At 47.8% G+C, this 21,619-nt stretch carries 26 protein-coding genes and 1 pseudogene; 9 read left to right on the forward strand and 18 right to left on the reverse strand.

What is annotated here, in order from left to right; all coding sequences use genetic code 11:
* Positions 1-81: 81 nt before the first annotated feature.
* The 9 genes from KJS69_RS00610 to KJS69_RS00650 form a co-directional block, all read right to left on the reverse strand.
* On the reverse strand, positions 82-717 hold the full coding sequence (locus KJS69_RS00610) for a LysE family translocator (RefSeq protein WP_179014626.1): 636 nt from the start codon (positions 715-717) through the stop codon (positions 82-84).
* A gap of 23 nt (positions 718-740) precedes the next feature.
* On the reverse strand, positions 741-1,340 hold the full coding sequence (locus KJS69_RS00615) for a hypothetical protein (protein WP_213581096.1): 600 nt from the start codon (positions 1,338-1,340) through the stop codon (positions 741-743).
* A 23-nt stretch (positions 1,341-1,363) separates the two neighbouring features.
* Entirely contained in the window at positions 1,364-1,933 is a 570-nt protein-coding gene (locus KJS69_RS00620) for a hypothetical protein (protein WP_179014623.1), read from the reverse strand.
* A gap of 15 nt (positions 1,934-1,948) precedes the next feature.
* On the reverse strand, positions 1,949-3,730 hold the full coding sequence (locus tag KJS69_RS00625; RefSeq protein WP_249730344.1) for a multicopper oxidase family protein: 1,782 nt from the start codon (positions 3,728-3,730) through the stop codon (positions 1,949-1,951).
* 368 nt (positions 3,731-4,098) lie between these two features.
* Positions 4,099-4,524, reverse strand: coding sequence for an SRPBCC family protein (locus KJS69_RS00630; RefSeq protein WP_179014620.1), 426 nt, complete (start codon positions 4,522-4,524; stop codon positions 4,099-4,101).
* A 32-nt stretch (positions 4,525-4,556) separates the two neighbouring features.
* A complete protein-coding gene (locus KJS69_RS00635) occupies positions 4,557-5,093 on the reverse strand; it encodes an aromatic-ring hydroxylase C-terminal domain-containing protein (protein WP_213581098.1) in 537 nt (178 codons plus the stop codon).
* Between the two features lie 33 nt (positions 5,094-5,126).
* On the reverse strand, positions 5,127-5,486 hold the full coding sequence (locus KJS69_RS00640) for an FAD-dependent monooxygenase (protein ID WP_213581099.1): 360 nt from the start codon (positions 5,484-5,486) through the stop codon (positions 5,127-5,129).
* Complete coding sequence (locus tag KJS69_RS00645) at positions 5,375-6,190, reverse strand: FAD-dependent monooxygenase (protein WP_213581100.1); 816 nt, start codon at positions 6,188-6,190, stop codon at positions 5,375-5,377. Before KJS69_RS00645 ends, KJS69_RS00640 begins: the two co-directional genes overlap by 112 nt.
* A gap of 33 nt (positions 6,191-6,223) precedes the next feature.
* Positions 6,224-6,844: a PadR family transcriptional regulator gene (locus KJS69_RS00650; RefSeq protein WP_249730287.1), complete on the reverse strand. Its 621-nt coding sequence runs from the start codon at positions 6,842-6,844 to the stop codon at positions 6,224-6,226.
* A gap of 366 nt (positions 6,845-7,210) precedes the next feature.
* Between KJS69_RS00650 and KJS69_RS00655 the strand changes: the two genes are divergently transcribed.
* The 9 genes and pseudogenes from KJS69_RS00655 (at position 7,211) to KJS69_RS00695 (ending at position 12,597) form a co-directional block, all read left to right on the forward strand.
* Complete coding sequence (locus KJS69_RS00655; protein ID WP_179014614.1) at positions 7,211-7,564, forward strand: VOC family protein; 354 nt, start codon at positions 7,211-7,213, stop codon at positions 7,562-7,564.
* A gap of 42 nt (positions 7,565-7,606) precedes the next feature.
* Positions 7,607-9,001 (forward strand): MDR family MFS transporter, encoded by a 1,395-nt coding sequence (locus KJS69_RS00660; RefSeq protein ID WP_179014612.1) that lies wholly within the window; start codon positions 7,607-7,609, stop codon positions 8,999-9,001.
* A 173-nt stretch (positions 9,002-9,174) separates the two neighbouring features.
* Positions 9,175-9,741: a PadR family transcriptional regulator gene (locus KJS69_RS00665; protein WP_179014611.1), complete on the forward strand. Its 567-nt coding sequence runs from the start codon at positions 9,175-9,177 to the stop codon at positions 9,739-9,741.
* 192 nt (positions 9,742-9,933) lie between these two features.
* Positions 9,934-10,457 (forward strand): annotated as a pseudogene (locus KJS69_RS30165) (transposase).
* A gap of 139 nt (positions 10,458-10,596) precedes the next feature.
* Entirely contained in the window at positions 10,597-10,761 is a 165-nt protein-coding gene (locus tag KJS69_RS30170) for a phosphotransferase (protein ID WP_179014609.1), read from the forward strand.
* Positions 10,762-11,069: 308 nt separating this feature from the next.
* Complete coding sequence (locus KJS69_RS00680) at positions 11,070-11,501, forward strand: GNAT family N-acetyltransferase (protein ID WP_213581101.1); 432 nt, start codon at positions 11,070-11,072, stop codon at positions 11,499-11,501.
* 67 nt (positions 11,502-11,568) lie between these two features.
* Positions 11,569-11,781 carry a hypothetical protein gene (locus tag KJS69_RS00685; protein WP_213581102.1) on the forward strand — a complete coding sequence of 71 codons (213 nt, stop codon included), beginning with the start codon at positions 11,569-11,571 and terminating at the stop codon, positions 11,779-11,781.
* 138 nt (positions 11,782-11,919) lie between these two features.
* Positions 11,920-12,153: a hypothetical protein gene (locus KJS69_RS00690; RefSeq protein WP_213581103.1), complete on the forward strand. Its 234-nt coding sequence runs from the start codon at positions 11,920-11,922 to the stop codon at positions 12,151-12,153.
* A gap of 9 nt (positions 12,154-12,162) precedes the next feature.
* A complete protein-coding gene (locus KJS69_RS00695; RefSeq protein ID WP_179014603.1) occupies positions 12,163-12,597 on the forward strand; it encodes a phosphotransferase in 435 nt (144 codons plus the stop codon).
* A gap of 210 nt (positions 12,598-12,807) precedes the next feature.
* Here KJS69_RS00695 and KJS69_RS29525 read toward each other — a convergent pair whose 3' ends face one another.
* From KJS69_RS29525 to KJS69_RS00740, 9 genes are all read right to left on the reverse strand, one after another.
* Complete coding sequence (locus tag KJS69_RS29525; protein WP_249730288.1) at positions 12,808-13,818, reverse strand: hypothetical protein; 1,011 nt, start codon at positions 13,816-13,818, stop codon at positions 12,808-12,810.
* Positions 13,819-13,913: 95 nt separating this feature from the next.
* Positions 13,914-15,725 (reverse strand): VirB4 family type IV secretion system protein, encoded by a 1,812-nt coding sequence (locus KJS69_RS00705; RefSeq protein WP_213581104.1) that lies wholly within the window; start codon positions 15,723-15,725, stop codon positions 13,914-13,916.
* A 17-nt stretch (positions 15,726-15,742) separates the two neighbouring features.
* Positions 15,743-16,567, reverse strand: coding sequence for a C39 family peptidase (locus tag KJS69_RS00710; protein WP_249730289.1), 825 nt, complete (start codon positions 16,565-16,567; stop codon positions 15,743-15,745).
* Between the two features lie 3 nt (positions 16,568-16,570).
* Positions 16,571-17,251, reverse strand: coding sequence for a hypothetical protein (locus KJS69_RS00715; RefSeq protein WP_213581105.1), 681 nt, complete (start codon positions 17,249-17,251; stop codon positions 16,571-16,573).
* Between the two features lie 21 nt (positions 17,252-17,272).
* Positions 17,273-19,003, reverse strand: coding sequence for a DUF8193 domain-containing protein (locus KJS69_RS00720; RefSeq protein WP_213581106.1), 1,731 nt, complete (start codon positions 19,001-19,003; stop codon positions 17,273-17,275).
* A 63-nt stretch (positions 19,004-19,066) separates the two neighbouring features.
* Complete coding sequence (locus KJS69_RS00725) at positions 19,067-19,669, reverse strand: DUF6550 family protein (RefSeq protein ID WP_213581107.1); 603 nt, start codon at positions 19,667-19,669, stop codon at positions 19,067-19,069.
* Positions 19,670-19,792: 123 nt separating this feature from the next.
* Positions 19,793-20,329 (reverse strand): hypothetical protein, encoded by a 537-nt coding sequence (locus KJS69_RS00730; RefSeq protein ID WP_213581108.1) that lies wholly within the window; start codon positions 20,327-20,329, stop codon positions 19,793-19,795.
* Complete coding sequence (locus KJS69_RS00735; RefSeq protein WP_249730290.1) at positions 20,326-20,721, reverse strand: DUF4320 family protein; 396 nt, start codon at positions 20,719-20,721, stop codon at positions 20,326-20,328. Before KJS69_RS00735 ends, KJS69_RS00730 begins: the two co-directional genes overlap by 4 nt.
* A 24-nt stretch (positions 20,722-20,745) precedes the next feature.
* Entirely contained in the window at positions 20,746-21,618 is an 873-nt protein-coding gene (locus KJS69_RS00740) for a secretion protein F (RefSeq protein ID WP_213581109.1), read from the reverse strand.
* Position 21,619 lies beyond the last annotated feature (1 nt).

The following is a 21,619-nucleotide window of genomic DNA, read 5'->3' on the forward strand; positions in this document are numbered from 1 at the left end:
GCCAATGAGCTTAAACTTCATGCTTAAATGACTGCGTTATGTTAGCTGGCCCCGTAACCAAAGTCATACCACAATCTATCATTACTGTCTTTGGAAGGCAACCTTTAGGCCTAATCCGATATAGATTGCTCCGACGAACTTGCCGCTTAGGCGGCTTAAACGGCTTATCCATGTCGTCCGTTTAACCATTTTTCCAAACGCAGAGATACCTAATACAATCGATGTTGTATACAATACACTTAAGCTCACAAAAACGAAACCTAGTATCAAAAACTGCGTGGCGGCGTGGCCTCGTTCAAGATGAACAAATTGAGGCAAAAACGACAGAAAAAATAGAGCCGTCTTTGGATTAAGAGCTTCTGCAACTGTTGCCGTAACGAATGACTTTAAGGCTCCCGCCGATTTAACCTTTGGAAGTCGCGGTTCTGATGGCTTACTCATCATTTCGCGAACTCCTAAATATAGTAAGTATACCGCTCCTGCATATTTAACAAAATTGAAGGCGAGAGCCGAGGTCATTAGTATAGTAGAAAGCCCGACAGTAGCAAATAAGGTGTGAAGAAAATCCCCAGTTGCGATGCCAAGCCCTGCCATAATGCCTCCTTTGCGTCCATTTTGAACTGTGCGAGTAATGGTAAGAAGAACAGCGGGGCCTGGAATTAAAAAAAGCAAAACAACAACGATAACATAAGCCAATAAAGTTGAAAAATCCGGCATCTGACTTCCCCACCTCCAAAGATTCAAGATGATATATTGTTGCGGTTTTGCAGCCATTGCTCGAATTCGACGGGAGTGCTCACTTTATGGTCTAATACAGCCGTATAGATATCAAAGCTTTTTACCTGTTTTCCATACTCGGTTCGTGATACCCAGACGGTTTTAATGCTTAAGATAGAAACAACCGTCTCCGGAGTTAGACGATCGGGCATCGTGCGAATATGTTGCAGATCGGGTTGTTTTTCTGGCTCGTCTACAAACCAAATATCCAATTCCCACTGGTTTCCGTTGTTGGACTTATATGTTATACCGAGAAAAAATCCATCTGGGTAGGCTGGGTTGGTGTTCCAGCTTCCAGTATCGTTAATGAATTGCATATCCCGAATCCCGGGATTGAACATCAATTGCGAAGCAATTCCAGAGATTGTAGCGATGTCCAGCTTGGAACAAATGACTGTCATATCGAAATCTCTCCAAGTCATTAATCCTAGGGCCGCACTCCCTACTGTTACGGGCATACCGGCTGCTTTCAACAACGGAATGAGGTTCATTTCTTCCGCAACGGCAGCTGCTTCAACCTGCAATTGCTGTTGACGGGTAAGCAGTTCTACCTTTTCGATCATGGTTTGCTCCTTTCCTAATGCGCTCATACGGACTTACCTTTGTTACAGAAGGCTTTGCCATAGTGGTCGACAGCAAAGCCAAATAATACTTTCATCATAAATAATAGGCAAGTAATCAACATGTAAGGCTGGATATTAGGCAGTAAAGGAATACAACCTAGGCCAATGGACAGAAGCAAGCCTGAGACAAACAGTTGTAACTCCCTTCCAATTAGTGAGTTGACGATATATGCACCTGTTATTGTATACGCCCATACAGCTATTGAATATCCGACCGCTGTGTTTAATAAAACCGAAATGATCACGATATGAATATGAATGGAAATGAACACAATTCGATTCTTTTTCCTTGCCGCATAAAAGTTGCTAGTTGAAGGCGTAAAATTAGCTATACAGCCTGCGAAAATATCGAAAATGAAAAATAAAGCCAGGGCTCTGCGCCAGATCGGTAAATGGACAGTCATCTCAGGGTATCTCCAATACAACAGAGCCGTCAGCAGTCCGCCAAAAAGCAGAATCGCAACTATAAAAAGAATAGGTTGTTTTTCGCCAAAGACTTCATGCAAAACCGATGGAATCCGTACTTGTTTCATAATCACTCTCCAATTTTATTCCGGATGATTGCCCGTTTCGCTGCCGATCGTGAAAGGGGTATATACATTTTCGTAGGCTACATGCATCGTCATCCCTTTTTGTGCATGATCTAGATTGTGACAGTGGTCCATCCATAATCCGGGGTTGTTTGCCAAGAAAGCAACCTCTAACGTCTCGCCTGGTTCGATATTGACCGTATCCAAGACAAGAGGGCTTCCACTAACTGGAAGTCCATTTTTACTGAGGACTTGAACATGATGTCCATGAAGGTGCATCGGATGGTCGGCAAAACTCCGGTTTACGAATGTAGTCTTCACGAGATCCCCTTCCCTGACCATCAGCGTCGGAGTATCGGGAAATGTTTTGCCGTTAATGACCCATTGCTGTCCTGCCTCCCCATTATAGACACCAAAGTAGGTTTGATCCAAAATCAGCGTGAATGCCCTATCGAACACTGTGGAGGTATCAAATGGGGCACGTGTCGGCGCTCCATACTGGGTGATGTCCAAAATCTCGCCTTCCTCCATCACCTCGGGGTCGCTATCACCGTTTCTGCTGTACACTCTACCGACCGGCTCTTCGTCCGTGAGCATGGCTAGCGTCACGGGAGTGTCCGGCATGATGAATTCGACATCGTAACGCCCCCCGCCTCCAATTCGCAATAAACGATCCGTCACAGTACCAGGTTCGTTCACCTCATATCCATCGATGGCCGTGACTTTGAAAGAGGCGCCATTCAAGGAAAACGTGCGGGTCAAATTGCCTGCATTCACGAGACGCAACCGCACCGGCAAACCCGGATCAACCAGATTTTGCAGGAATGAGTCATCCTTATCGAGCGCCGGAATACTTCTGCCGTCCGGCGTCATCCAATCATGCGCCACAATCGTCGTATCGATCATTTTTGTTTCATGCTGATTGGATGGACGTATAATAAAGGCTCCAAACAGCCCTTTTTGCACTTGGATCGAGGATTGTTGATGGGAGTGATACCAATGTGTCCCAGTTTCTTCTACGACAAAACGATAAGTATACGACTCGCCGGGCATCACCGCATCCTGCGTCATTCCGGCAACACCATCCTCGCCATTCGGGACATCTACACCGTGCCAATGGAGGGTAACGCCACTCGTAATGTTCTTGTTCACCAGTTGAACTTCCACCAAATCCCCTTCATCGGCAACAAGCTTGGGACCCGGAGCCTGCCCGTTAAAAGTCCATGCTTCGATCGTTTCGCCGGAAGCAAGTTGAATCTTCTTCGTTTCGGCGTAGAGGACATACGTCTTGTCAGGAATTCCAGACTGGGGCCCTTTCAAGTCCACAACACTAATCAACTTGTCGGATGCACCGGAATCGTGACCTCTATGGTGGGCATGCATATTGTCAAGTGGGATGGGATCGCCTCCTCCATAATCAGCGGTTTGATGGTGGACCATCTCCATCCTCCCGGGAAATTCACTCATCTTCTGAGCGATTACCAATACAATCAACGCTGTGCCGAGTGCCAGAACAGGGTACACGGCGCTTCTCGCGATTGTTATGCTTAACCGAGGAGTTCGATGTTCCAGAAGCCTCAGCCTCCTGCCGTGATAAAACCATAGCAGCACAACCGCAATGATCAGAGTCCCGCCATACATCACAATATCTTCTGTATTAGGAATCGCCGGTATGTCTATCGTTACAAGAAAAAAGGCAAGTACCGCTCCAACTAACATGACATGTACGGGAACAATGAGAGACCGCAAAGAACTCCCGGCCGTAATTACTCTCGAAAGGTTGGGCAGTGCAAAGATCATCACCGCAAGCGCCGGCAACCCTAACAGAGGGAAAATAATTGCAACCCGATCGATCCATCACGAATAGCCAGCCGAAATTTATCCCAATTAGAAGGATATCAAGTACCCAAAGCAGAAAAAGAACCATTCCGGCACCGACGCCGATTTTTGTTACTTGCAACCATCCCCTGAATCTTGTTTCGCGTCCTCTCAAATATTTGAGATGATTCCCAACATATCCGGTAATTCCCCAGACGCCCACGAGTAATAACAATAACAAAAACTCTAATGCCATTAGCGATTCGAACACGGCTAACCCTCTTTCCCTGAATTTATTCTGGCCGGTGTCAAGAATCGCCCTCTTGCATCCAGTTGCGCACGGATGTTAGTTATGGAGCGGCCTTCAGGCTGGCAGCTGTTTTCGGCTGCTCTTTTTTCATCGATTGACGCATGAAAAATTCGGCCACCTTTGGCACGTCCCCGATTTGAATCGTAAAATGAACCCGGCATGATGTTTCGGAAACCGGCTCAACCAGATAACTTTCACGAAAGTATTGTTTTTGATCGGGGGGTGTTTCCATCGTCAACAATTGATTCTGAACCAGCTCCGTTACGATCATCGTTTTTTCGCTTTTGAAGCCTGAATATTTGCCGCTTTCGAAATATTGGGTTCCTAATCGAACAGGGCCTTCAGTGGCGACGCGATTCTCTATAATCCCCTTCATCCAGGAAGCCCGCCCCTTCAAATCAATAAGACGCGAATAAATGATGGATGCGGGATATTCATAAACTTCGGAATATTCAAAGGTAAGCATGATCGTGTTCCTCTCCCTTGTAATGTGTTCTGTTAACGAAAGAGAATGGTTGACAGTGCATCCGTAAGCACTTGTTCCAAATGTTCCTTGTTTTCCCCGGAGACTGTTTTTCGCCATCCGATGTACCCGTCTGGCCGCACGATGATTGCCCCTGTGGAAGTGATTCCGTATGCGTTAAGAAAATCGTTCCCAGGATCGATAAAGTCGTTAGGTTGACCGCCAATCTGATACACATCCATGGGAAGACCTAGCTTCTTTTCAACCTTTTGCGCAGCCTGCAGCCAGCTTTGTCCTTCTGGACCGACGAGCAAGACAAATCGAGTGCCAAATAGATCGATGGTGGAGACGGATTGACCATCCCGTTCGAGAACGACGTGCGCCGCGCGGGTTCCCGGCTGACCCGTCCATAACTCGGGCGGCTGTACAAGCGGGAGGCTGTTCGAACCTGCTTCCGGGACGATTGCGCCGCCCTGGTAATGATATCCCATATTGACATGCAGGGTATTGACGGTAATCCCCTCCGACCCATCATGTTCGCGCTGCTGCGAGAGCATGACTACCTGTTCCACTGTGTAATCCGCGACAGGTCGCCGCTCCTCATCTTAAGTGGCAAGCAAATCCGGACCTGCTTCACCGCGTAAGACAGCGGCAAGCTTCCAAGCGAGGTTCTGTGCCTCGGCGATGCCGGTATTGCCGCCTAAACCGCCGCTTGGAGGTTGAACCCGCGCGGAATCGCCGACTAATAATACTCTTCCTTGTTGAAATCGGTCCGCTACGCGGGCGGCCATTTCCCAAGTCAAAACCTTTTTAATCGTAACCGAAATGTCTGGAATTCCGATCGCCGCCCGAATTAACCGGATACAGCGTTCCTCTGGATAATCCTCCATGGTTTCCTCTTCGGGATCATATACAACGTCCAATCGGTATAAATGGGGTCTCCTGTGAGTTCCGGGGTACAGCACCAGACTTCCGCTTGTTGTATCATTGGCAAAAAACACATATGCGCGTTTTGACTATTAAACAGCTCATGAATGTCTGCATCGAAAACCATGCTGATCAGATGACAGATCGTGCCTTCCCCATGCTGCCCAATGCCTAATTGTGTGCGGGTTACACTCTTGCTCCCATCCGCTGCAACCAAATACTCGGACCGAACACGCCGAGTTTCGCCGCTGATTCGGTCACGAATAACGACCGAGATGCCGTCCGCATCGGGTTCAAACTCGATCAGTTCTACATTGTAGCGCAAATCAACGCTGGCTTGCTCAACCTGTGCCCGAAGGACCGGTTCAAGCAGATCTTGTGCAATGCCGTTTCCCGCAACAGGACTAAGATCCGTGAAGTAAGCACTCATATCTTCCATCAAATTATCAAACATTTGCCCAGCCAAGCTCTCCACAAACATGACGCCAAATTCTCGAGGAAAAGGAGGTTCCTCACGGCGAATATCCTCCTCGATACCGGCCATACGGTAAATTTCCATCGTTCGGGCAGTTAAACTCGAGACGCGCGGGTGAATGGCTGTTCCCGGATGGCGCTCAACGACCAATGGCTTAATTCCTTGGCGAGCCAGAAATAGGGAGAAGGATAAGCCTACCAGGCTTCCTCCCACAACGAGAACCGGAACGGTTTCATCGGATAAAGAGTTATTTAGGGGGTTATTCATCAACAGCACGACCTTCCGTTATCCGTTAGATTTTCAATCAGAGCGGTTATCAATATGCTGGGCTATCTCACGCAATTCTTCCATACTCCATTTCAGCTTTTCATTTTGGATATCCGCGATAATGGAATGGATCCATTCCAATTCGGCTGCAAGCACCGTTCGTTGGTATTCTGTCTCAAGCGAAAATAAGCGGGGCAGACCCATTGATGCGACGGTTTGCAGCTCATTTTCGAGTCGAGTGAGCATGTTTTCAAGGGCGTGGACTCTTTTTTTGAAGAGCATTGCTACATCTTCGGGCGTCAACAGTGCCAGAAAAGAAACAGCAGCAGGGAACTCTAAAAATTCCTGAGCAGGTGTAGAGATCATTTCCCGCATCCAAGAATAGACAGCATCTCGCCCCAGATCCGTAATTTCGTAAATAATTAAATCCGGTTTCCCTTCATTTTTTTTCTTTCCTTGGATAGCAATGGCCTTGTCTCGATGCAACCGATCAATCGTTTGGTAAATACTCGTTCGATGGCGAACGTTAATAACTTCTTCTTTCCCCCTCTCTTTGATAAGCTGCTGCATACGATAAGCATGCATCGGCTCCTCGATCAGAAAACAAAGTACGGCTAAAGCGACAGGTGATTTTTTAATGAAGTTGCTTTTCATAGTCATAATAATACTATTAATAATATAACTAAGTCAAGAGACACCAAGTGGGGTAGTACCAGCGTAGCTGACACCAAGGGCAATGTAGATAGAATCAATTGGAGAATTTATTAATAACCTGGTTATATTCCTGCTGGGCATCGGTAATTGCAAGCTTTGAATAGATTTCAAATGACTTTCGACTTTCATGTCCGGGATACGGTTGTATGAGTGGGTCATAAGCCTTCGAAGCGTCACCGTCCCGAATCCCTGGGAAAAGTTCACCCAAAGCACCAACTGAGTTTATTATATCACAAAATTATATTTACACATTATATCTTTTTGATATAATAAGAACGATCAAACATAAAAAGGAGGAAATATACCATGTTTAAGAGTGGCAATGTGACTGTCATGGTAGCGGATTTAAAAAACGCAGTAAAATTTTATGTCGAAACCCTTGGACTAAAGCTTCAACACGAAATGGACGGGCATTTTGCGCAGGTCGAAGCACCGGGATTGACGATCGGTCTCCTACATCTTTCAGGTGACCAAGGTGTTAAACCGGGAACATCGGGTAGAATGTCTATTGGATTTGAGGTAGAGGAACTGGAATCTGTCATCGAGACACTAAAATCCCGGGATATTCATTTCCATGATTATGTAGAAGGCAATGCAGCCCAAGTCGTACACTTCAGCGATCCTGAAGGCAATACCCTTTACTTGGTTTGTAATCGTTAAGCCAAGGTGAGAATAAGGGACAATGAAAAAAGGAGTCTTCTCTTGACACCGAAAACCAACGTCAACATGGTTATCATCGGACTGCTGGCGGCGATGTTCATCGGCGCGTTGGACGTGACCATCGTCGCCACCGCTACGCCGCATATTATCGCTGATTTGCATGGTGTGAGCCTATTCAGTTGGGTCTTCGCGGTTTACACGTTGACCACCTGTGTGGCGGTGCCTATTTTCGGCAAGCTCGCCGATTTGTTTGGGCGCAAAGCCGTGTTCACTGTCGGCATCGGTTTATTCGTACTCGGTTCCATTTTATGCGGGGCCGCACAGTCAATGGCGGAACTCATTTGGTTCCGGGCCTTGCAAGGAATCGGGGCCGGGGCACTGGCGCCCGTGTGCTTTACGATTATCGGCGATTTGTTCTCAGGCAAGCAACGCGGCAAAATGATGGGCGTCTTCTCGTCCGTTTGGTCCGTGGCAGGCTTGCTCGGCCCGCTTATCGGCGGTTATTTCGTCGATCAGGTGTCGTGGCGCTGGATTTTCTACATCAACGTGCCGATCGGTGCCGCCGCCTTGCTGCTGGTCACCGTATTTTTGCACCAACCGATTGAGCGCCGGGTGAAAAAAATCGATTACCTCGGCACGCTCACCTTTACCGTTTCCTTTTCCGCGCTCCTGTATGCGCTGCTGAGTGGCGGGTCCGACCATCCGTGGGGTTCCCCGTTGATTATAGGGCTGTTCGCGGTAGCGGCCGTGTTTTTGCTGTTGTTCCTCTGGATCGAAAAACGGGCGGAGGAGCCGATGATACCGTTGTCGATTTTCCGCATCCGCGTATTGAACGTGACAAATGTCAGCGGTTTTCTGACGTTCAGCATCACGACGGGCTTGACGATTTACTCGCCAATCTGGATTCAGTCCGTGCTTGGCCATTCCGCGACAAGCTCGGGCCTGATCGTCATGCCGATGTCACTGGCATGGCCGCTCGCTTCCAACATAGCCGGCAGGCTCATGTACCGGATGGGGGTGAAGGCGTCGATCGTGTTCGGTTCTGGTCTGGTGGTGGCCGGCTTCATTTGGCTTGCCGCGCTTCAGATGAACTCTCCTTACGTTTACTGGATTGGTATCCTCGTTGTAATCGGGCTCGGGATGGGCTTTGTCGCGACGCCCTCAACCGTTGTCGTGCAATCCGCCGTCGGCTGGGAAAATCGTGGAGTCGCCAACGCTTCCAGCATGCTATTGCGCGCAATGGGCCAAACGATCGGCATCGCGGTGTTCGGCACGATTTACAACCATCATGTGACAACGCTCGACTCCAAATCGGAGCTGGCTGCCGGAATGCATGCCGTTTTTCTGCTCATGTGCGCCATTGCGATTGCGAACCTGCTCGCCGTGCAGCTCCTGCCGAAACACCGCGAGCTGATGGCGCACCAGCAGTCGGCTTGACGAGGGCACGAAAGAAAGAAACCGGAATTGGCCACAAACGGATTCGGCCTGGAAAAAGTCGCGACGACCGCGGCTTTTTCTTTTTTCGGGCAAGCGTAAGCTATACTGTTGTTTACTTATTATATCTCTTCGATATAATAAGAGCAGTTAAACTTATAGGGGAGGCCATATACTTGAACGAATTATTCGTACTCGGCGAATTGATGATTAACCCGATGCATGGCTATTTGTTGCATCAGATCTTGAACGGGGCTATTGGACCTACGCGAAAAATTAGCTGGGGGGTGCTTTATCCGCTCATTCACGGCCTGCTAGCAGACGGGCTGATCGAGCAGGTCCCCGATGAGGGCGCTCGACAGGGAAGAGGAAAGAAGAAAATAATGTATAACATTACCGAAGAAGGCAAAATGCGCTTTTCTCGGTTGATGGAAGAGCCGATTCCATACACGCCGGATTACGAGCTGCACTTTTATATTAAACTGAAAAATTTTGATCTGATCAGTAGAGAGCTGCGCTTTTTAATTTTGCACCAGTACAAGGATTACCTGCGCTATGAAATCCGCCATGAGGAAGAACGGATTGAGTATGTGGACAAGGATGAGCGGATACCAGACGGGGAACAGCAGTATATTCTGATCTTTTTCCGGCACCGTTTGGAAAAACTCCGCATTGACGAAGAGTGGGTTTTACAGTTAATCAATAGTCATCGAGCGAATGGGGAAGGACTTGAACGGGAGTAAACCCGGAAATGTTCTAAGCGGATCGGTGAGGGTCTTGAGCGGGCCGCCCTACTAGCATGATGCTCCGCGATGAGTCTCGGTGGTTAAGACGCATTGGACCGGCTCGCCCGGGGCTACGATGGAATGGCCGTCGTCACAATCGACCATTCCGCAGCGCCCAGAAACGTGGCGACGAAAATCGAGATCATCACCATGGATCAAGTCAAGCCGCGCAACAGAAGAGTGACCATTGGCAAAATTGATCTCCACGGGCCAATCTGTTTACAAACCCGAATACCTGGCTCGTATGGCGGTAACCGGTGCTCGAGCTGGCCGCGCCACTCAAACTTTTACTCTTTCGGTAAGTTCCATGTCATTCAGGCAGCCAATGAGGCCGTAGATGAAGTACGCCGCACCGAACGGAAAAGCTGCGCCGAGTTAAAGACGCGCGATACATGTGGCTAAAGAACCCGGAAAACCTGACGGCTGCTCAGATAGAAAACATGGCAAAACTGAAAGACTGTGATCTGGATACCGCAAAAGCCTACCGGATGCGTCTGACCTGCAAGAGATCTACCGTTACCCGGCTGAGATCGCAACGATGGTGCTGCAAGACTGGATTCAGTGGGGCCTGCGCTGTCGATTCTCTCCCATGGTTGATTTTGCAAAAATGCTGCAAATCCACTACGATGGGTTGTTCGGTGGTTTTCATCCAAACTAACGAACGGTCTGCTTGAAGGCGTGAATATTTCAAGCAGGCAAGCGGAAAGCTCGTGGCTATCGCTCGGAGAAGAATATCATCGCTATGGTATATATCTTGGCAGGATAGCTCAACTTCGCATGAAATAGGAAAAGAATTGGCAACAGTATGGAGCCATGCATCGCTCGCACCTGAACCAAATCCCTTGTCCGGTTTCAGCATCCGTTCAGGCATGGGTTGTGCATGGGGATTTCCATTACGATAATATTCTTTGGGATGATTGTACCCATCGGCTCCGAATCATAGATTTTGACCGATTTTACCGTGCGGTTCCTTCATGAACCGGTGAAGACAGCGGCTATAGGCTTGGATTATCGATTTTCTGGCAACCGGTTTTGGGCTTCTTTTGGAGTGCTAGATCTGGTGAAAAGCCCTAACACAGTATTCTCCTGTTGACAAATGTCCCAATTAACGAGGTGACTCCCCCGAAATTAGGCTGTTCCTGAGAAAGGACTGAAAGGAAACCAGAGGGTCAATCTCGTTAGAATACTATTGCACCGTAGCGAGAAAATTATGCAACAATCCAATCGCATTCCGTTTTGACTTTGGATATTCGTTCAAGGATGAAATAAGAATAATAGGTGATAAAGTGCGGATAAAGACAAGACCGGCTATAGAAGATGACGCAGAACAACTTGCCATTCTGAATCAACAGTTTAATGGAGGGAATCGAAGACTGGCTGCGGAAATTGTGGACAGTATGCGTACGTGCAACGAAATCATTGCTGTAGCGGAAATCGATGGACAGGTGATTGGGTTTGGCTGCGCTCAAAGCTTTCGGTCTTTCTGTTACGAAGAACTTCTGGGAGAAATAACGGAACTGTATGTCGAACCCTCGGTGCGAAGAAAAGGTGTCGCGACAGCATTAATTACTAGTCTGGAGGAGAAGCTGAAAATCCGCGGAGTGACGGAGATCAAAGTATTAACTGGCAGCCGCAATGACCGTGCGATTCGCATGTATGAGCGTTGCAACTATGTACGGGATGATGAATTGCTGCTTGCGAAAAAAATGGACAACTAAGGGGCCACTAACAAGTGCAGTGTACGAATTCCAGCTTCGGAGTTCCTCGTGAGGAGGTTTTTTAATCATGATTTCGGACCAACTGAGGAAAGAAATTGAGGAAAGTTACGAAATCGGCGAGATTCGCCGAGTGACCGCGTTAACCGGCGGGTATTGGAACACGGTAATGCGACTTGAATCGGGTCTGGTGATTACGTGCTTCGAGTTAGTCACGCTTCCACAAGCCTGGATCGATTGTTGTATGAACATAGGCTGGTTGCGCTCGTACATACCCATGTGAAAGAAGTTCCGATGCCGATTTGTACCTGCAAAGGTGTCACATATACGGGCTATGAACGAAAATGGATGACGCTTTTCCCCTATTGAAGGGGAGATTGCCGACCCCGGGAACGATTTCGTCCGGGAAAATGCGGCCGCCATGTTGGCTAATTTGCATCTTGTGTCTGCGCGAACCCCCGATATCCCTCAGAAACCAGCTCACCAGTCTATCGTCAATTTGAATTGGGACCTGAATTTGATGTGGAACTGGGCCACGTTGGAACAACGGTTTTTCGGGAATCGAGAGGGGCTGCGATTAAGTGTTGCCCGCACGGAACAGAAAGAGCTCTGCATCAAGGAGATCAATCAGGCACGACGATTCATTCAAGCTTAAAAGGAACGGATGGAGCGGTGGGTAGGCCGTCTCCGTCAGGACGGGACGCGCTTCATGAGCGGGTTTATTCACGGAGATTATTATGGAGGCAACCTGTTAACCGATCGCCGCGGACAAATTACAGCCGTCATCGATTGGGATGAATGCGGGAAAGAGTGGCTCATTTATGAGCTTGCCCGTTCGATCTGGGAGTTCTGTCACGATGACGAGGAAAATCGGATGGACTCTCGCAATGCCCATGCCTTCCTGCAAGACTACCGAAATGCGGGCGGACCTGTTCCGGAAACGGATTTCGCTTTCATCCTTCCGTTTATCCGCTACGTTCGTCTCGTAGAGATATTATTCAATCTTGATCAAGGCTTAAAGGGACAACCTTGGTCCCCGGAATATACAGTACACAATCTTAAAGCTTTGATGAACCTAAATGATCAGACAAGCTTGTAGGGGTACAAGTCAAGCTGCAGTAGGCCTACATTATTTGGAATCTCAGTTCATTCTATTTCATAAACAGGACAGTTTGTTACAGTTCCAAACCGTATTGGACCAAGTATTCCCTGAGTATAACAGCGTCTTTGGCAACTTCGAGGGAATGTTTGTCGAATCAACATGTGAAGCTTTCCCCTGTTACTCCCTGCTTTTTATTTAGCAGAGCCATTAAATAAAATCATTAAGGAGTTTGCGATATAATTGCCTGTTAGCTTTAGTATCAAAAAGATCGTGGGAGCTATCCATAAAAAGGATATCTCTTCTTATCACTTGAAGCAAGAGTGGCTTTAAATTTTCAGTTACGGATAATCCGACTGCAAATACTGGCAGGTCTTTACAGCGTTCCAACGCCCGATAAAACACAGGCAGTTCATAAGGCATAGCCGAGCCACAGAGTACTCGAACATCTGCTTTCGTAAAGGAGTCCTGTATTCTGGGCTCACCCAGAACTCCACAATCCGTCACAATAAAGTTATAATCGCGATCAAACTCCGAGGTTAAATAAAAATCCGCCCCCTCCATTACGTAAGCGTTACCCACTTTTTCCGGATCGAACAGATGGATAATGTGAGCCAAATGCTTGCTCGTGTTGGCTTCTAAATAACAGGCACTCCCTCCATGGGCTTGAATCCAAAAAATCAAATTCATTGCCGTTGTCGTAACGCCTACCCGTCGATCGCTACCAGCTACGGCAATCCGTATGTTTTTACAGTCAAATTCGTATTGTTCTTCATCGGGTATTATAGCTGCCAGTGGTTTATTGACTGGTTCAGGGGAAGCAGAAGTAATATATCGCTGCATCCCTTGCTCTGAAAAGCAATCCTGTATTTCTTCCAACATTGACTTGATATGCTCTGAAGTCACCACATTCGTGATTCCAATTTGAATTAGTTGCTGTAGAAAGTGACTGCTGTCCGGCAGTCCTTCGGCAATGACAATGACACGAATCTCGTACATCGTTTGAAACGATAAAAGGGCCTGTATCATTTCATCATCGGATTCCAATATGGCCTTTCGATCAATCGCAATGTATCGAACATGGTTAAAGTGTCGCATGTCCTTGACCACAAAGGAGAGGAGCGAGAATTGTCCGATCAGTTTCTTTACCGGCATGTCCTGCTCCATCTCGAATTGATCTAGTAAATTCACGTTTGAATGGCTGGTCAAATATAGAATCATGGTCATCCTTCTTTCATTATCAATAGGATTGCCCCCACAATCACGATGATGATATAAATGAAGAGCTCGATGAGTTGCTTCTTTTTATTCATCCTTCATCGTCCTCCTGCAGATCCCATATATGAAAACTTGTATTCGGGAATCTCGAAGTGGACGTGCATGCGTTTGGAGCCGATCATGAGTAAGGCGTGTTCGCGTTTTTTACTGGCGAGCAACTCCTCTTCCGCTTCGGTTAAATTGTAAAGTTCTCGTGTTTCTTGGAGATTTTGTCCATCGGTTCCCATTAGGATTTTGATGCTTGGAATATCGAGCAGAGCTTGACCGTACATTTTTACCTCGGGGGCAAGAAAATCAACTACGCTATGAGAGACGATCGCTAGACTCGCCTCATACTTCCGGGCTCTCTTCTCGACATTCCGCAAAAAGACAAGGCTTTGTGGGACGTTCGGGTCAATCATAAGGTAAGATTCATCACAGATCAGTAGTACCCGTTCATTCCGATCTTGCGACATTTGTTCCCAGCACCAGGACAGCAAATTAAAGTATTGCGTTCGCTTAATATTGTCGGACGTATTTTGCAGTGAATGCGTGTCCAGGCAAATGCAGCGGCTTCGGGTTTGAATGGTGCTGTGACCGTTCCATAAAAAAGAATCCCCGCCGTGTGCAATATCGTGCAACAGCAGGGCTAATTCTTTATAGACTTCATCGTTTGTATTCTGATCTTTAGCTTGAAGAAGGCCATGGAGATTGGAAAAGGTAGGGAAGTCCGTACTCGTCAGTTTAGAGATGTCCGTTGTCCAAGTGATTTGAAACTGGTGATACAGCTCGATTAAACATTGCTTGAGAACGGCTTTTTGCATCATTGTAAGATCAGGGATGTAAAGATTAAAAAATATCTCCAAATTTTTGAGATGCAAGGCCATATCTGACATGCCGTTTCCTTCATCCTTATAAAGCGGATGCTCCTCGTCTTCTTCGTCACGAGGAGCTGGGCGAATTTGCAGCGGATTGATTTTCCCTCCTACACCGCCACCGGCATTAATCCAATCGCCGTTTAACTTCTGAGTCAGTTCCTTATATTCAGATTCCGGGTCCACAAAAATGATTTTGGTTCCTTTCATATACTCGCTAAGCGCGATATGCTTGACCGCCGTCGATTTACCCACACCGGCTACACCCATCACAACGATGTTGGAATTTGTTCGATCGCCGCCGCGACGCCATAGATCAACAATAATGAGCCCGCCGCTGGCGTCTTTAGCTAAATAATACCCGGTACCGTCATTGAAACCACTGCTGGCAAAGGGAAACCCGCCGACGAAGGTGCTCATCGGCATAATTTTGTTCAGCACATGTTCAATTTGCTCATGCGCTGGATATAAGGGAGATAAATGAGTGTAGCTTTCTTTTTGTAGGTGAGCGAGCGTACGAAGTTTACAGCGCATCATGCTGAATGTATTTTCAACGCGGCGGCAAGCACGGGTAAAATGTTTTTCTTCCTGGGCAAACGGCATGACGACCATATTCATCAAACCAACTGTCTCGCCGTTCTGGTCGATTTGCAACATAATTTGTTCGCCGTCTGCCGCTGCCTTTTCTGCCCGCTGTCGTGTAAGCGGGTCTTTTGCGCTGTCGGCTAGACTGCGGTTTTGGGTGATGGACCTGGAGATGGCGTTAATCAACGCGCTGTTGTCAATCGGCCGAAAACCGATGGCAGCCATTGTAGCAGGCAGATTGGTAAGAGGGGAGAGCCAACCAATGTCCACTTTTTGAGGGTATTGGATTACGCCATACATTTTTGCTGATTCTTCACCGATGGTGAGGCCTGTGCGTGAGAATTCAAGGCCCATTGGTGTGATCGCATTCAACAAAGAGGGATTAGAGGACACGGAAGTATCACGTGACATATGAAGTGCCACTCCTTTCATGAATGAATAATCCAAAATGGTCCGCCTGCACCGGCGTTTTTTCTGGCTTCAGCCAAGATGATATTGAAATCCCAAGTTTGCTCGCTCCTTTTTTTACTTGCAGGATCAGCGACTAAAATATGTCCATCTTCTGTGACGCCGCGCAGAACAATAAAATGGCCGGTTGAAGTGAAATGGCCTTTGCCCATAATGGCGACAACGAGCTTACCGGCAGCTAAAGCATCGATGATGGTCTGCTTTTCCTTAGCGGTTGCGCCTGTTACCTGTAAGCCAAAATGTTTGGCCCCGTCTGGAATCAGGCTATGGTAGCTGCCGGTGCCTTCCGCTAAATAACCATTGTCGTAAGCCCACTTCGACATGGCGACTGGATCAACGGTTTGATCAGTAAGCGTGGAGACAACGATGGAAAGAGAAGTAGGGCCGCAACCGGCAACACCGATCGTATCGTTAGGGCCATAAGGCTTGTCTGCCCATCGAGCATCCATTTGGTTGAAGTACACGACCTCACGGCTACCGTCTTGAAATACGACACCCTCGTATTGCTGGCCGTTACTTTCCAAGTAACCGTCATCTTCTTTCTGTAACAACTGTGTGTATCCGTAATCAGTACGCAATTCCTCTACAATCGGCGTTTCATTGGGAGTGAGCAATATCTTGAGAGATTCGATTGGTGAAGTTAACAGTTGCAAAATCATAGCAATCAAAAGTAATAGCGCGGCGGCAGTAATTGCGATGAGAAGGAGGAGACGTTTACGTGCTTCTTCATCGGCTGCCACTTTCACGGCAAGTTGTGCCAACAGCTTGGCAGTAGCTGGGTCCATGTGTTATCCCTCCCTGTAAAATAAAAATGGTATTGCTTCCTCTGGGTCAGCTTGGTCCAGATGACTGTATGCTGGGTTGTTTACCAGATTGCATAGCCGAACAATCTCCTGTTGTTTGAGGAGTTGAGCTTGAACCCCAGCATCCTCAAAGTGCTGGACAAGTCGCTTTGCCTTGTCTAGTAGTTCGCGTTCGCCGCCTTGCCCTTGCCGCTGCCAGAGCGACAAATAAAATTGTCGCTCGACCACTTCACCGGATAGCGCTAATGAGTTCATCTCCATCAATTCTTGACGCAGCAGTTCCTTTTGGGCTGAATCTGCAGAGGGGAGAAGAGAGGAAAGATCTGTGATTAAGGGCGAAATATCGACGGGTCGGCTTACAGCCAGAAATTTAAAGGGAAACCGAATGGAAGAAAGCTCAGCGGTTAACTTTCGGATGAGCATCCGTTTCTCTGATAGACTTAACAGGTCAAGGCTGATCGGAAAGATGCGAAGATAAGATAGTACCCATCCGTCCAATGTATACAGGAAATGTCCTTGAATATCTTGAACGTTGACGAATTGTTGCGCTGTTTGCCTAGCTGCGTCACTCGTCGCTTGCGATCGTCGCTTGCTGGTTCGGAGGAAAAATAGAACAGCTCCTCCGCCTATGAGGCAGAGGAGCAGGATGAGGATCGGCAGCAGCATGGAAGCAGCACCATCCTTTCGTTATTTTAGTGGTGCGATATGCCAATCGGAAAACAAATTATCGGATATGGTGATGGAGCTTTGAAGTTGCAGGGTGAGCATCCCGTCTGGGGTCCAGGCATCCAATACATGCGTAATCGGGGTATAGGAACCGTCCGGATACCAGATTGGCGTGAAGTGCACCCGACTTTGATAAGTGGAGAAGTCATTCGTTTTTAGCCAAAAGTCGGCGTTTAATCCACTCGTTTTCAGATCATGCAATCGCCAATATGTTCGATAGTTAAACTCAGGGAAATAGGAAACGGCATTTTGCGCACCGGTTAAGTGGCTGCTGGGCGCATTTGAAGACACGTCAGCCGATACGTCCATTTCAATTCCGTATCCGGATTTGATACGGTCGGAAACTGTAGTGGGAGACTTGGCATCAGGGGAAATGGATTGTGTGGCCGAAAGCGAGGCACGATAACCTGTCCAAGTATATTCCCACCAGCCCTGATCTACCCAATGTCCGTTATCTACCCAATAACCGGAATCGGGTCCCGTGCTGATCCATCGCCACTTGGGAATCCAAACCCAATATTCATGCCAGTGGGCAGACCATATGCCCCATGAAGCGGACGTTTTGGTCGCATAGCAAGGGATGGACGGTTGCTGAAAACTGTTATTTCGGTCTGTGGCCTTTGGATCAGGGGGGATATTCTGATTTAAATCAACAATGGAGGCGGTGATGGAAGATGCGCTTAATGAACCCTTGGATGAACTTACCTGAATGGAGAGTGTCTGAGGCTGGCTTGGCGTGCGCCATTTCACCCAAACCAGTTGACTGTCCCCCTCTGGAATGACAATATTGCTAACCGTATAACGGCTATCCAAAATATGAAATGATACGCTGGCTGGGGATTCGGGAGTAATCGCGGTGGAAGTGGAGAGCCGTACGGAGGTGATGACATCGGTATTGGTACGATACTGCACGCTTGTCTGGACCGGTGGTGGAGGTGTAGTTGGCGCACCGTTAAAACGGACAATACCAAGTCCTAAGGATGAGATAATCTGGTCGTTGCTCACTCTGCCTCTGCGTGAGCCGCTCCATGCTGGAAAATCAAGGTCAGGCGTTTCAAGAAACATGGACAAAGGCAGATTTTGATGCGTGAGGCTCACCATTTTGGAACGTAGACCGCCACTAAGGACTTGATCGTACAAAGCCGCTTCATGAGCAGTCATCGACATGAATACGCCTTGAAAGGTTAGATACGCAATGGGCTCCAGCAACAGCTTATAGTTTCCGTTAGTTAACGAATCGAACTCGATGCCAGTATCGTTGGCTACCATTTTTACTGCGCCTTCAGAAGTGAAATATTTTTTGATGACCTCGATGTCGGTAACGGTGCCGCCAGAGCTGATTATGCGTGGCATTGGCGATGCAGGGATTTTATATCGGTAGATATCGGTAGAGGGCTTCAATGGGCTGTGATTTAGATATTGAATCTTGCTAGTCTTTCCAAAGTGTATGATGTCTCTAGGCAATGTCTTGTTGGTATAGTCAATAGGGGTGGAAACCACTGCTTTGTCACTAGAGTGGATTATGGTAATCCGTACTCCGTCATAACCGGGTGTCCATTTATTTTGAGCTGTTCCTGATCCCATGTCCCCTCCGCCATTGTCAATATTCCCGTCGCCGTTTGCATAAATAGGGGAACAGAAGGAAGAAACCATGACCAATAAAGTTAAAACCGATATGAGGATACGTTTCAATCGAATCTCCTCCCAAAGCAAAGAGGTACAGGTGATTACCTGTACCTCTGCTTCATTAATAGATTAATCCATTGTACCTATTTGTTTATTCCAATCTCCATCTGATTCACTTTTGCTACCTTGACTAGGGCCTCCTTGCTCAACCCAACCGAACCCTGGCACGAGGACTTTTCCATTTTCGTTTTTGTTACCAGCTTTCGGCTCATCCTGCCGCTTATTGGGCTGAGTTTCCTTCTCCTCATAAGTAGGCGGAGTGTCAGGAGACTGTGGTTTATCTGTTTCTTTGGGCCTAGGCTTTGGCGGCTCTGTCGGTTTTGGCGTTGGTGTCGGATCGGTAAGAGGGACTTCGACTTCTGTAACTTCTTTCTCCGGTTGCAGGACAGGTGGTTCTGAAATACTTAGTTCTGTATTTTGCGAAGTTTCGGGAATTGGACTTGAAGCAGAACCGTCTTTTTCTGGGCTCTGCCCAGGTGATTCCGAATTTGTGTTGGTCTTAGAAGATGGTTCGGAATCAATATCGGGTATCGTCACAAGAGCGAGATCAGGAGAGGGAGGCACGATCGTTTCAACCTCGGAAGATTGGCCTCCATCGTTGCTGAACGCCCACAAACCAATGGCACCTAAAAGAATAATGCAACTCGTCCATACCCATATTTTACGTTTCACGACGAATCAACTCCTTTTCAGTGAACGAATCGAAAAAGGAAAGGTTATCCTCATTATACTGTATAAATCTGTAAATTCCAACTTGAATAGCGATCTTGTTGATTACAGCAGAATCTTGCACTTTCAAAATCGTGGTCGATACACAGCCTGAACCTTCAATTTCGCTTTCAAGGGAGGCAGATGGCCCCAGCCGAAAGATAGCGGCACGGCAAGCTGTAACTGTGCCTCGGCGGTAAATTGTTGAATGGAATCGGGTGACGCAGGAGCGAACGGTGTATTCATGATATCGACTTCAAGTTCAGAGATGCTGTACTCGGTGTAGTCAGAGGATTTCCGCACATATCTGCTCCCTTCTTGAACCAGTCCTAAATCCCAGCTAATGCGGTTGTAAATGTCACCTGTTGTCCAAGATTCTTGCCATTGATTGTCGGCTCGAGTATACCCGCCTGAATAGCTTTGCCGCAAGCCGTTGTAGACCAGACTGTAATTTTCTGTTGCCACGGATATAATGGCACTTTGTGTGGCGTTCCTTACCTCTGCTGCGATGATGGACAGCCGGAAATATTCAAATATGCAGCAAGATAGCAGCAGAATTGCCAGCACAATTGTAATCGCAAGCGGATACCCGCTGCCGGAACAATTTTTCCAGAATCGCATCATTTCCAGTACACCTCGGACTTTCCTTTCGCAGTAGCTGAAAGCTCGATGGGAAATGATCCAAAGCTTCCAAAACCGATATCTGCTGTCGTGCGCAGTGTGACTGTTACCTCCTGGTTGATTTGAATTGGGCCGGTTTTGCTCCATGCGATGGTGGGCGACAGTCCGGTTTGCAGTTGCAACTCATTGGCTCGCTGTGTGGTTTCGGGGCCGACTCTGCCAGAAATCTCTGCTTCCCGGACCAATTCACTCGCGAACGTATCCAGCTTTTGCTGGGCCATAAATACCGGAAAAACTTGAATGGCAAGTCCGATGCAAAGCATGGCTGCGAGCACAATGACGGTAACATCGATATACCCTTCGCCGCGGCGGGAGCGGAGCGCTCGATACAGCATAGAAAGCCTCCTTTCATAAACAGATTAAAACAACTCACCGATAGCCTTCATAAGCTCCATACCGATAATGACCATGTAGGTAAGCATGAAGCAGGCTAACATTAGGAAGGAATATTTGCGAATTTTGCCGGGGCGCTTCATCGCGATCCGTTTGAGTCGTTGGATCTCGGCCAGCTTGAAATCATGCGCTAGCATTTCAAAATAGACCACACCCTGATCACCGCGTAATACGGCCAATAAGCCACGTACCATATCAGACAGCATCGTGCTGCCGATCCGGGTTTCCAGTCGGAGTAGCGCGGTTTCCAGACTACCGCTTTTCATATCAGCGATCGTCATTTGCAGTTCATGCTGTAAACTCTCTCCAGCATGGCTCGCATACGTCTCAAGTATCCGCAGGACATCGCGTGAGGCCTTTAATTCTTGCGATACGGTTGCGACGAATCGGGGAAGTTCGGATTCGATTTGCTCACGCTTTTTTCGTACTGCTTCATCGGCGGAGCGGTAGTCTTTAAAAAAGAAGGCGATAGCCAGAAAGATCAAGAGCGGGGATAGCAGCGGCAGAAAGGGAAGAAGGGCCATTCCGGCACCAAAGATTAGACTTGCTTTCACAATTGCTTGCGACAGGAACACTTCGGGTGTGAGGGAGATGCCGGCTGAATGAAGCGTAGCCGCTGTTTTTCGTTTGTAGTAGTCACTGAGCTTCAAGTGTTCGGCTAGCCTAGCGGAGAGGCGAAAGAGAGGGACATGCAGGGAGGATGGTTTTCCTTTTCCAATTTTGGCGACCTGCAGAATCGCTTTTGTGCTGGCACGGGTGGAGACTTGCAATAGATCGGCTAATAAAAAATAGGCTCCGGCTGCAAAAAACAGACTGAAGCCCACAAAAAGTTCTGTCATG

Source organism: Paenibacillus sp. J2TS4 (genome assembly GCF_018403245.1).
Taxonomy (GTDB): domain Bacteria; phylum Bacillota; class Bacilli; order Paenibacillales; family NBRC-103111; genus Paenibacillus_L.

Bases quoted from the DNA above. Each gene is read 5' to 3' on its own strand.
- KJS69_RS00610 (WP_179014626.1), bottom strand. From the start codon at position 717: ATGCCGGATTTTTCAACTTTATTGGCTTATGTTATCGTTGTTGTTTTG.
- KJS69_RS00615 (WP_213581096.1), bottom strand. From the start codon at position 1,340: ATGATCGAAAAGGTAGAACTGCTTACCCGTCAACAGCAATTGCAGGTT.
- KJS69_RS00620 (WP_179014623.1), bottom strand. From the start codon at position 1,933: ATGAAACAAGTACGGATTCCATCGGTTTTGCATGAAGTCTTTGGCGAA.
- KJS69_RS00625 (WP_249730344.1), bottom strand. From the start codon at position 3,730: ATGATCTTTGCACTGCCCAACCTTTCGAGAGTAATTACGGCCGGGAGT.
- KJS69_RS00630 (WP_179014620.1), bottom strand. From the start codon at position 4,524: ATGCTTACCTTTGAATATTCCGAAGTTTATGAATATCCCGCATCCATC.
- KJS69_RS00645 (WP_213581100.1), bottom strand. From the start codon at position 6,190: ATGAATAACCCCCTAAATAACTCTTTATCCGATGAAACCGTTCCGGTT.
- KJS69_RS00650 (WP_249730287.1), bottom strand. From the start codon at position 6,844: ATGAAAAGCAACTTCATTAAAAAATCACCTGTCGCTTTAGCCGTACTT.
- KJS69_RS00655 (WP_179014614.1), top strand. From the start codon at position 7,211: ATGTTTAAGAGTGGCAATGTGACTGTCATGGTAGCGGATTTAAAAAAC.
- KJS69_RS30170 (WP_179014609.1), top strand. From the start codon at position 10,597: ATGCATCGCTCGCACCTGAACCAAATCCCTTGTCCGGTTTCAGCATCC.
- KJS69_RS00685 (WP_213581102.1), top strand. From the start codon at position 11,569: ATGATTTCGGACCAACTGAGGAAAGAAATTGAGGAAAGTTACGAAATC.
- KJS69_RS00690 (WP_213581103.1), top strand. From the start codon at position 11,920: ATGTTGGCTAATTTGCATCTTGTGTCTGCGCGAACCCCCGATATCCCT.
- KJS69_RS00695 (WP_179014603.1), top strand. From the start codon at position 12,163: ATGGAGCGGTGGGTAGGCCGTCTCCGTCAGGACGGGACGCGCTTCATG.
- KJS69_RS29525 (WP_249730288.1), bottom strand. From the start codon at position 13,818: ATGATTCTATATTTGACCAGCCATTCAAACGTGAATTTACTAGATCAA.
- KJS69_RS00705 (WP_213581104.1), bottom strand. From the start codon at position 15,725: ATGTCACGTGATACTTCCGTGTCCTCTAATCCCTCTTTGTTGAATGCG.
- KJS69_RS00710 (WP_249730289.1), bottom strand. From the start codon at position 16,567: ATGGACCCAGCTACTGCCAAGCTGTTGGCACAACTTGCCGTGAAAGTG.
- KJS69_RS00715 (WP_213581105.1), bottom strand. From the start codon at position 17,251: ATGCTGCTGCCGATCCTCATCCTGCTCCTCTGCCTCATAGGCGGAGGA.
- KJS69_RS00730 (WP_213581108.1), bottom strand. From the start codon at position 20,329: ATGATGCGATTCTGGAAAAATTGTTCCGGCAGCGGGTATCCGCTTGCG.
- KJS69_RS00735 (WP_249730290.1), bottom strand. From the start codon at position 20,721: ATGCTGTATCGAGCGCTCCGCTCCCGCCGCGGCGAAGGGTATATCGAT.
- KJS69_RS00740 (WP_213581109.1), bottom strand. From the start codon at position 21,618: ATGACAGAACTTTTTGTGGGCTTCAGTCTGTTTTTTGCAGCCGGAGCC.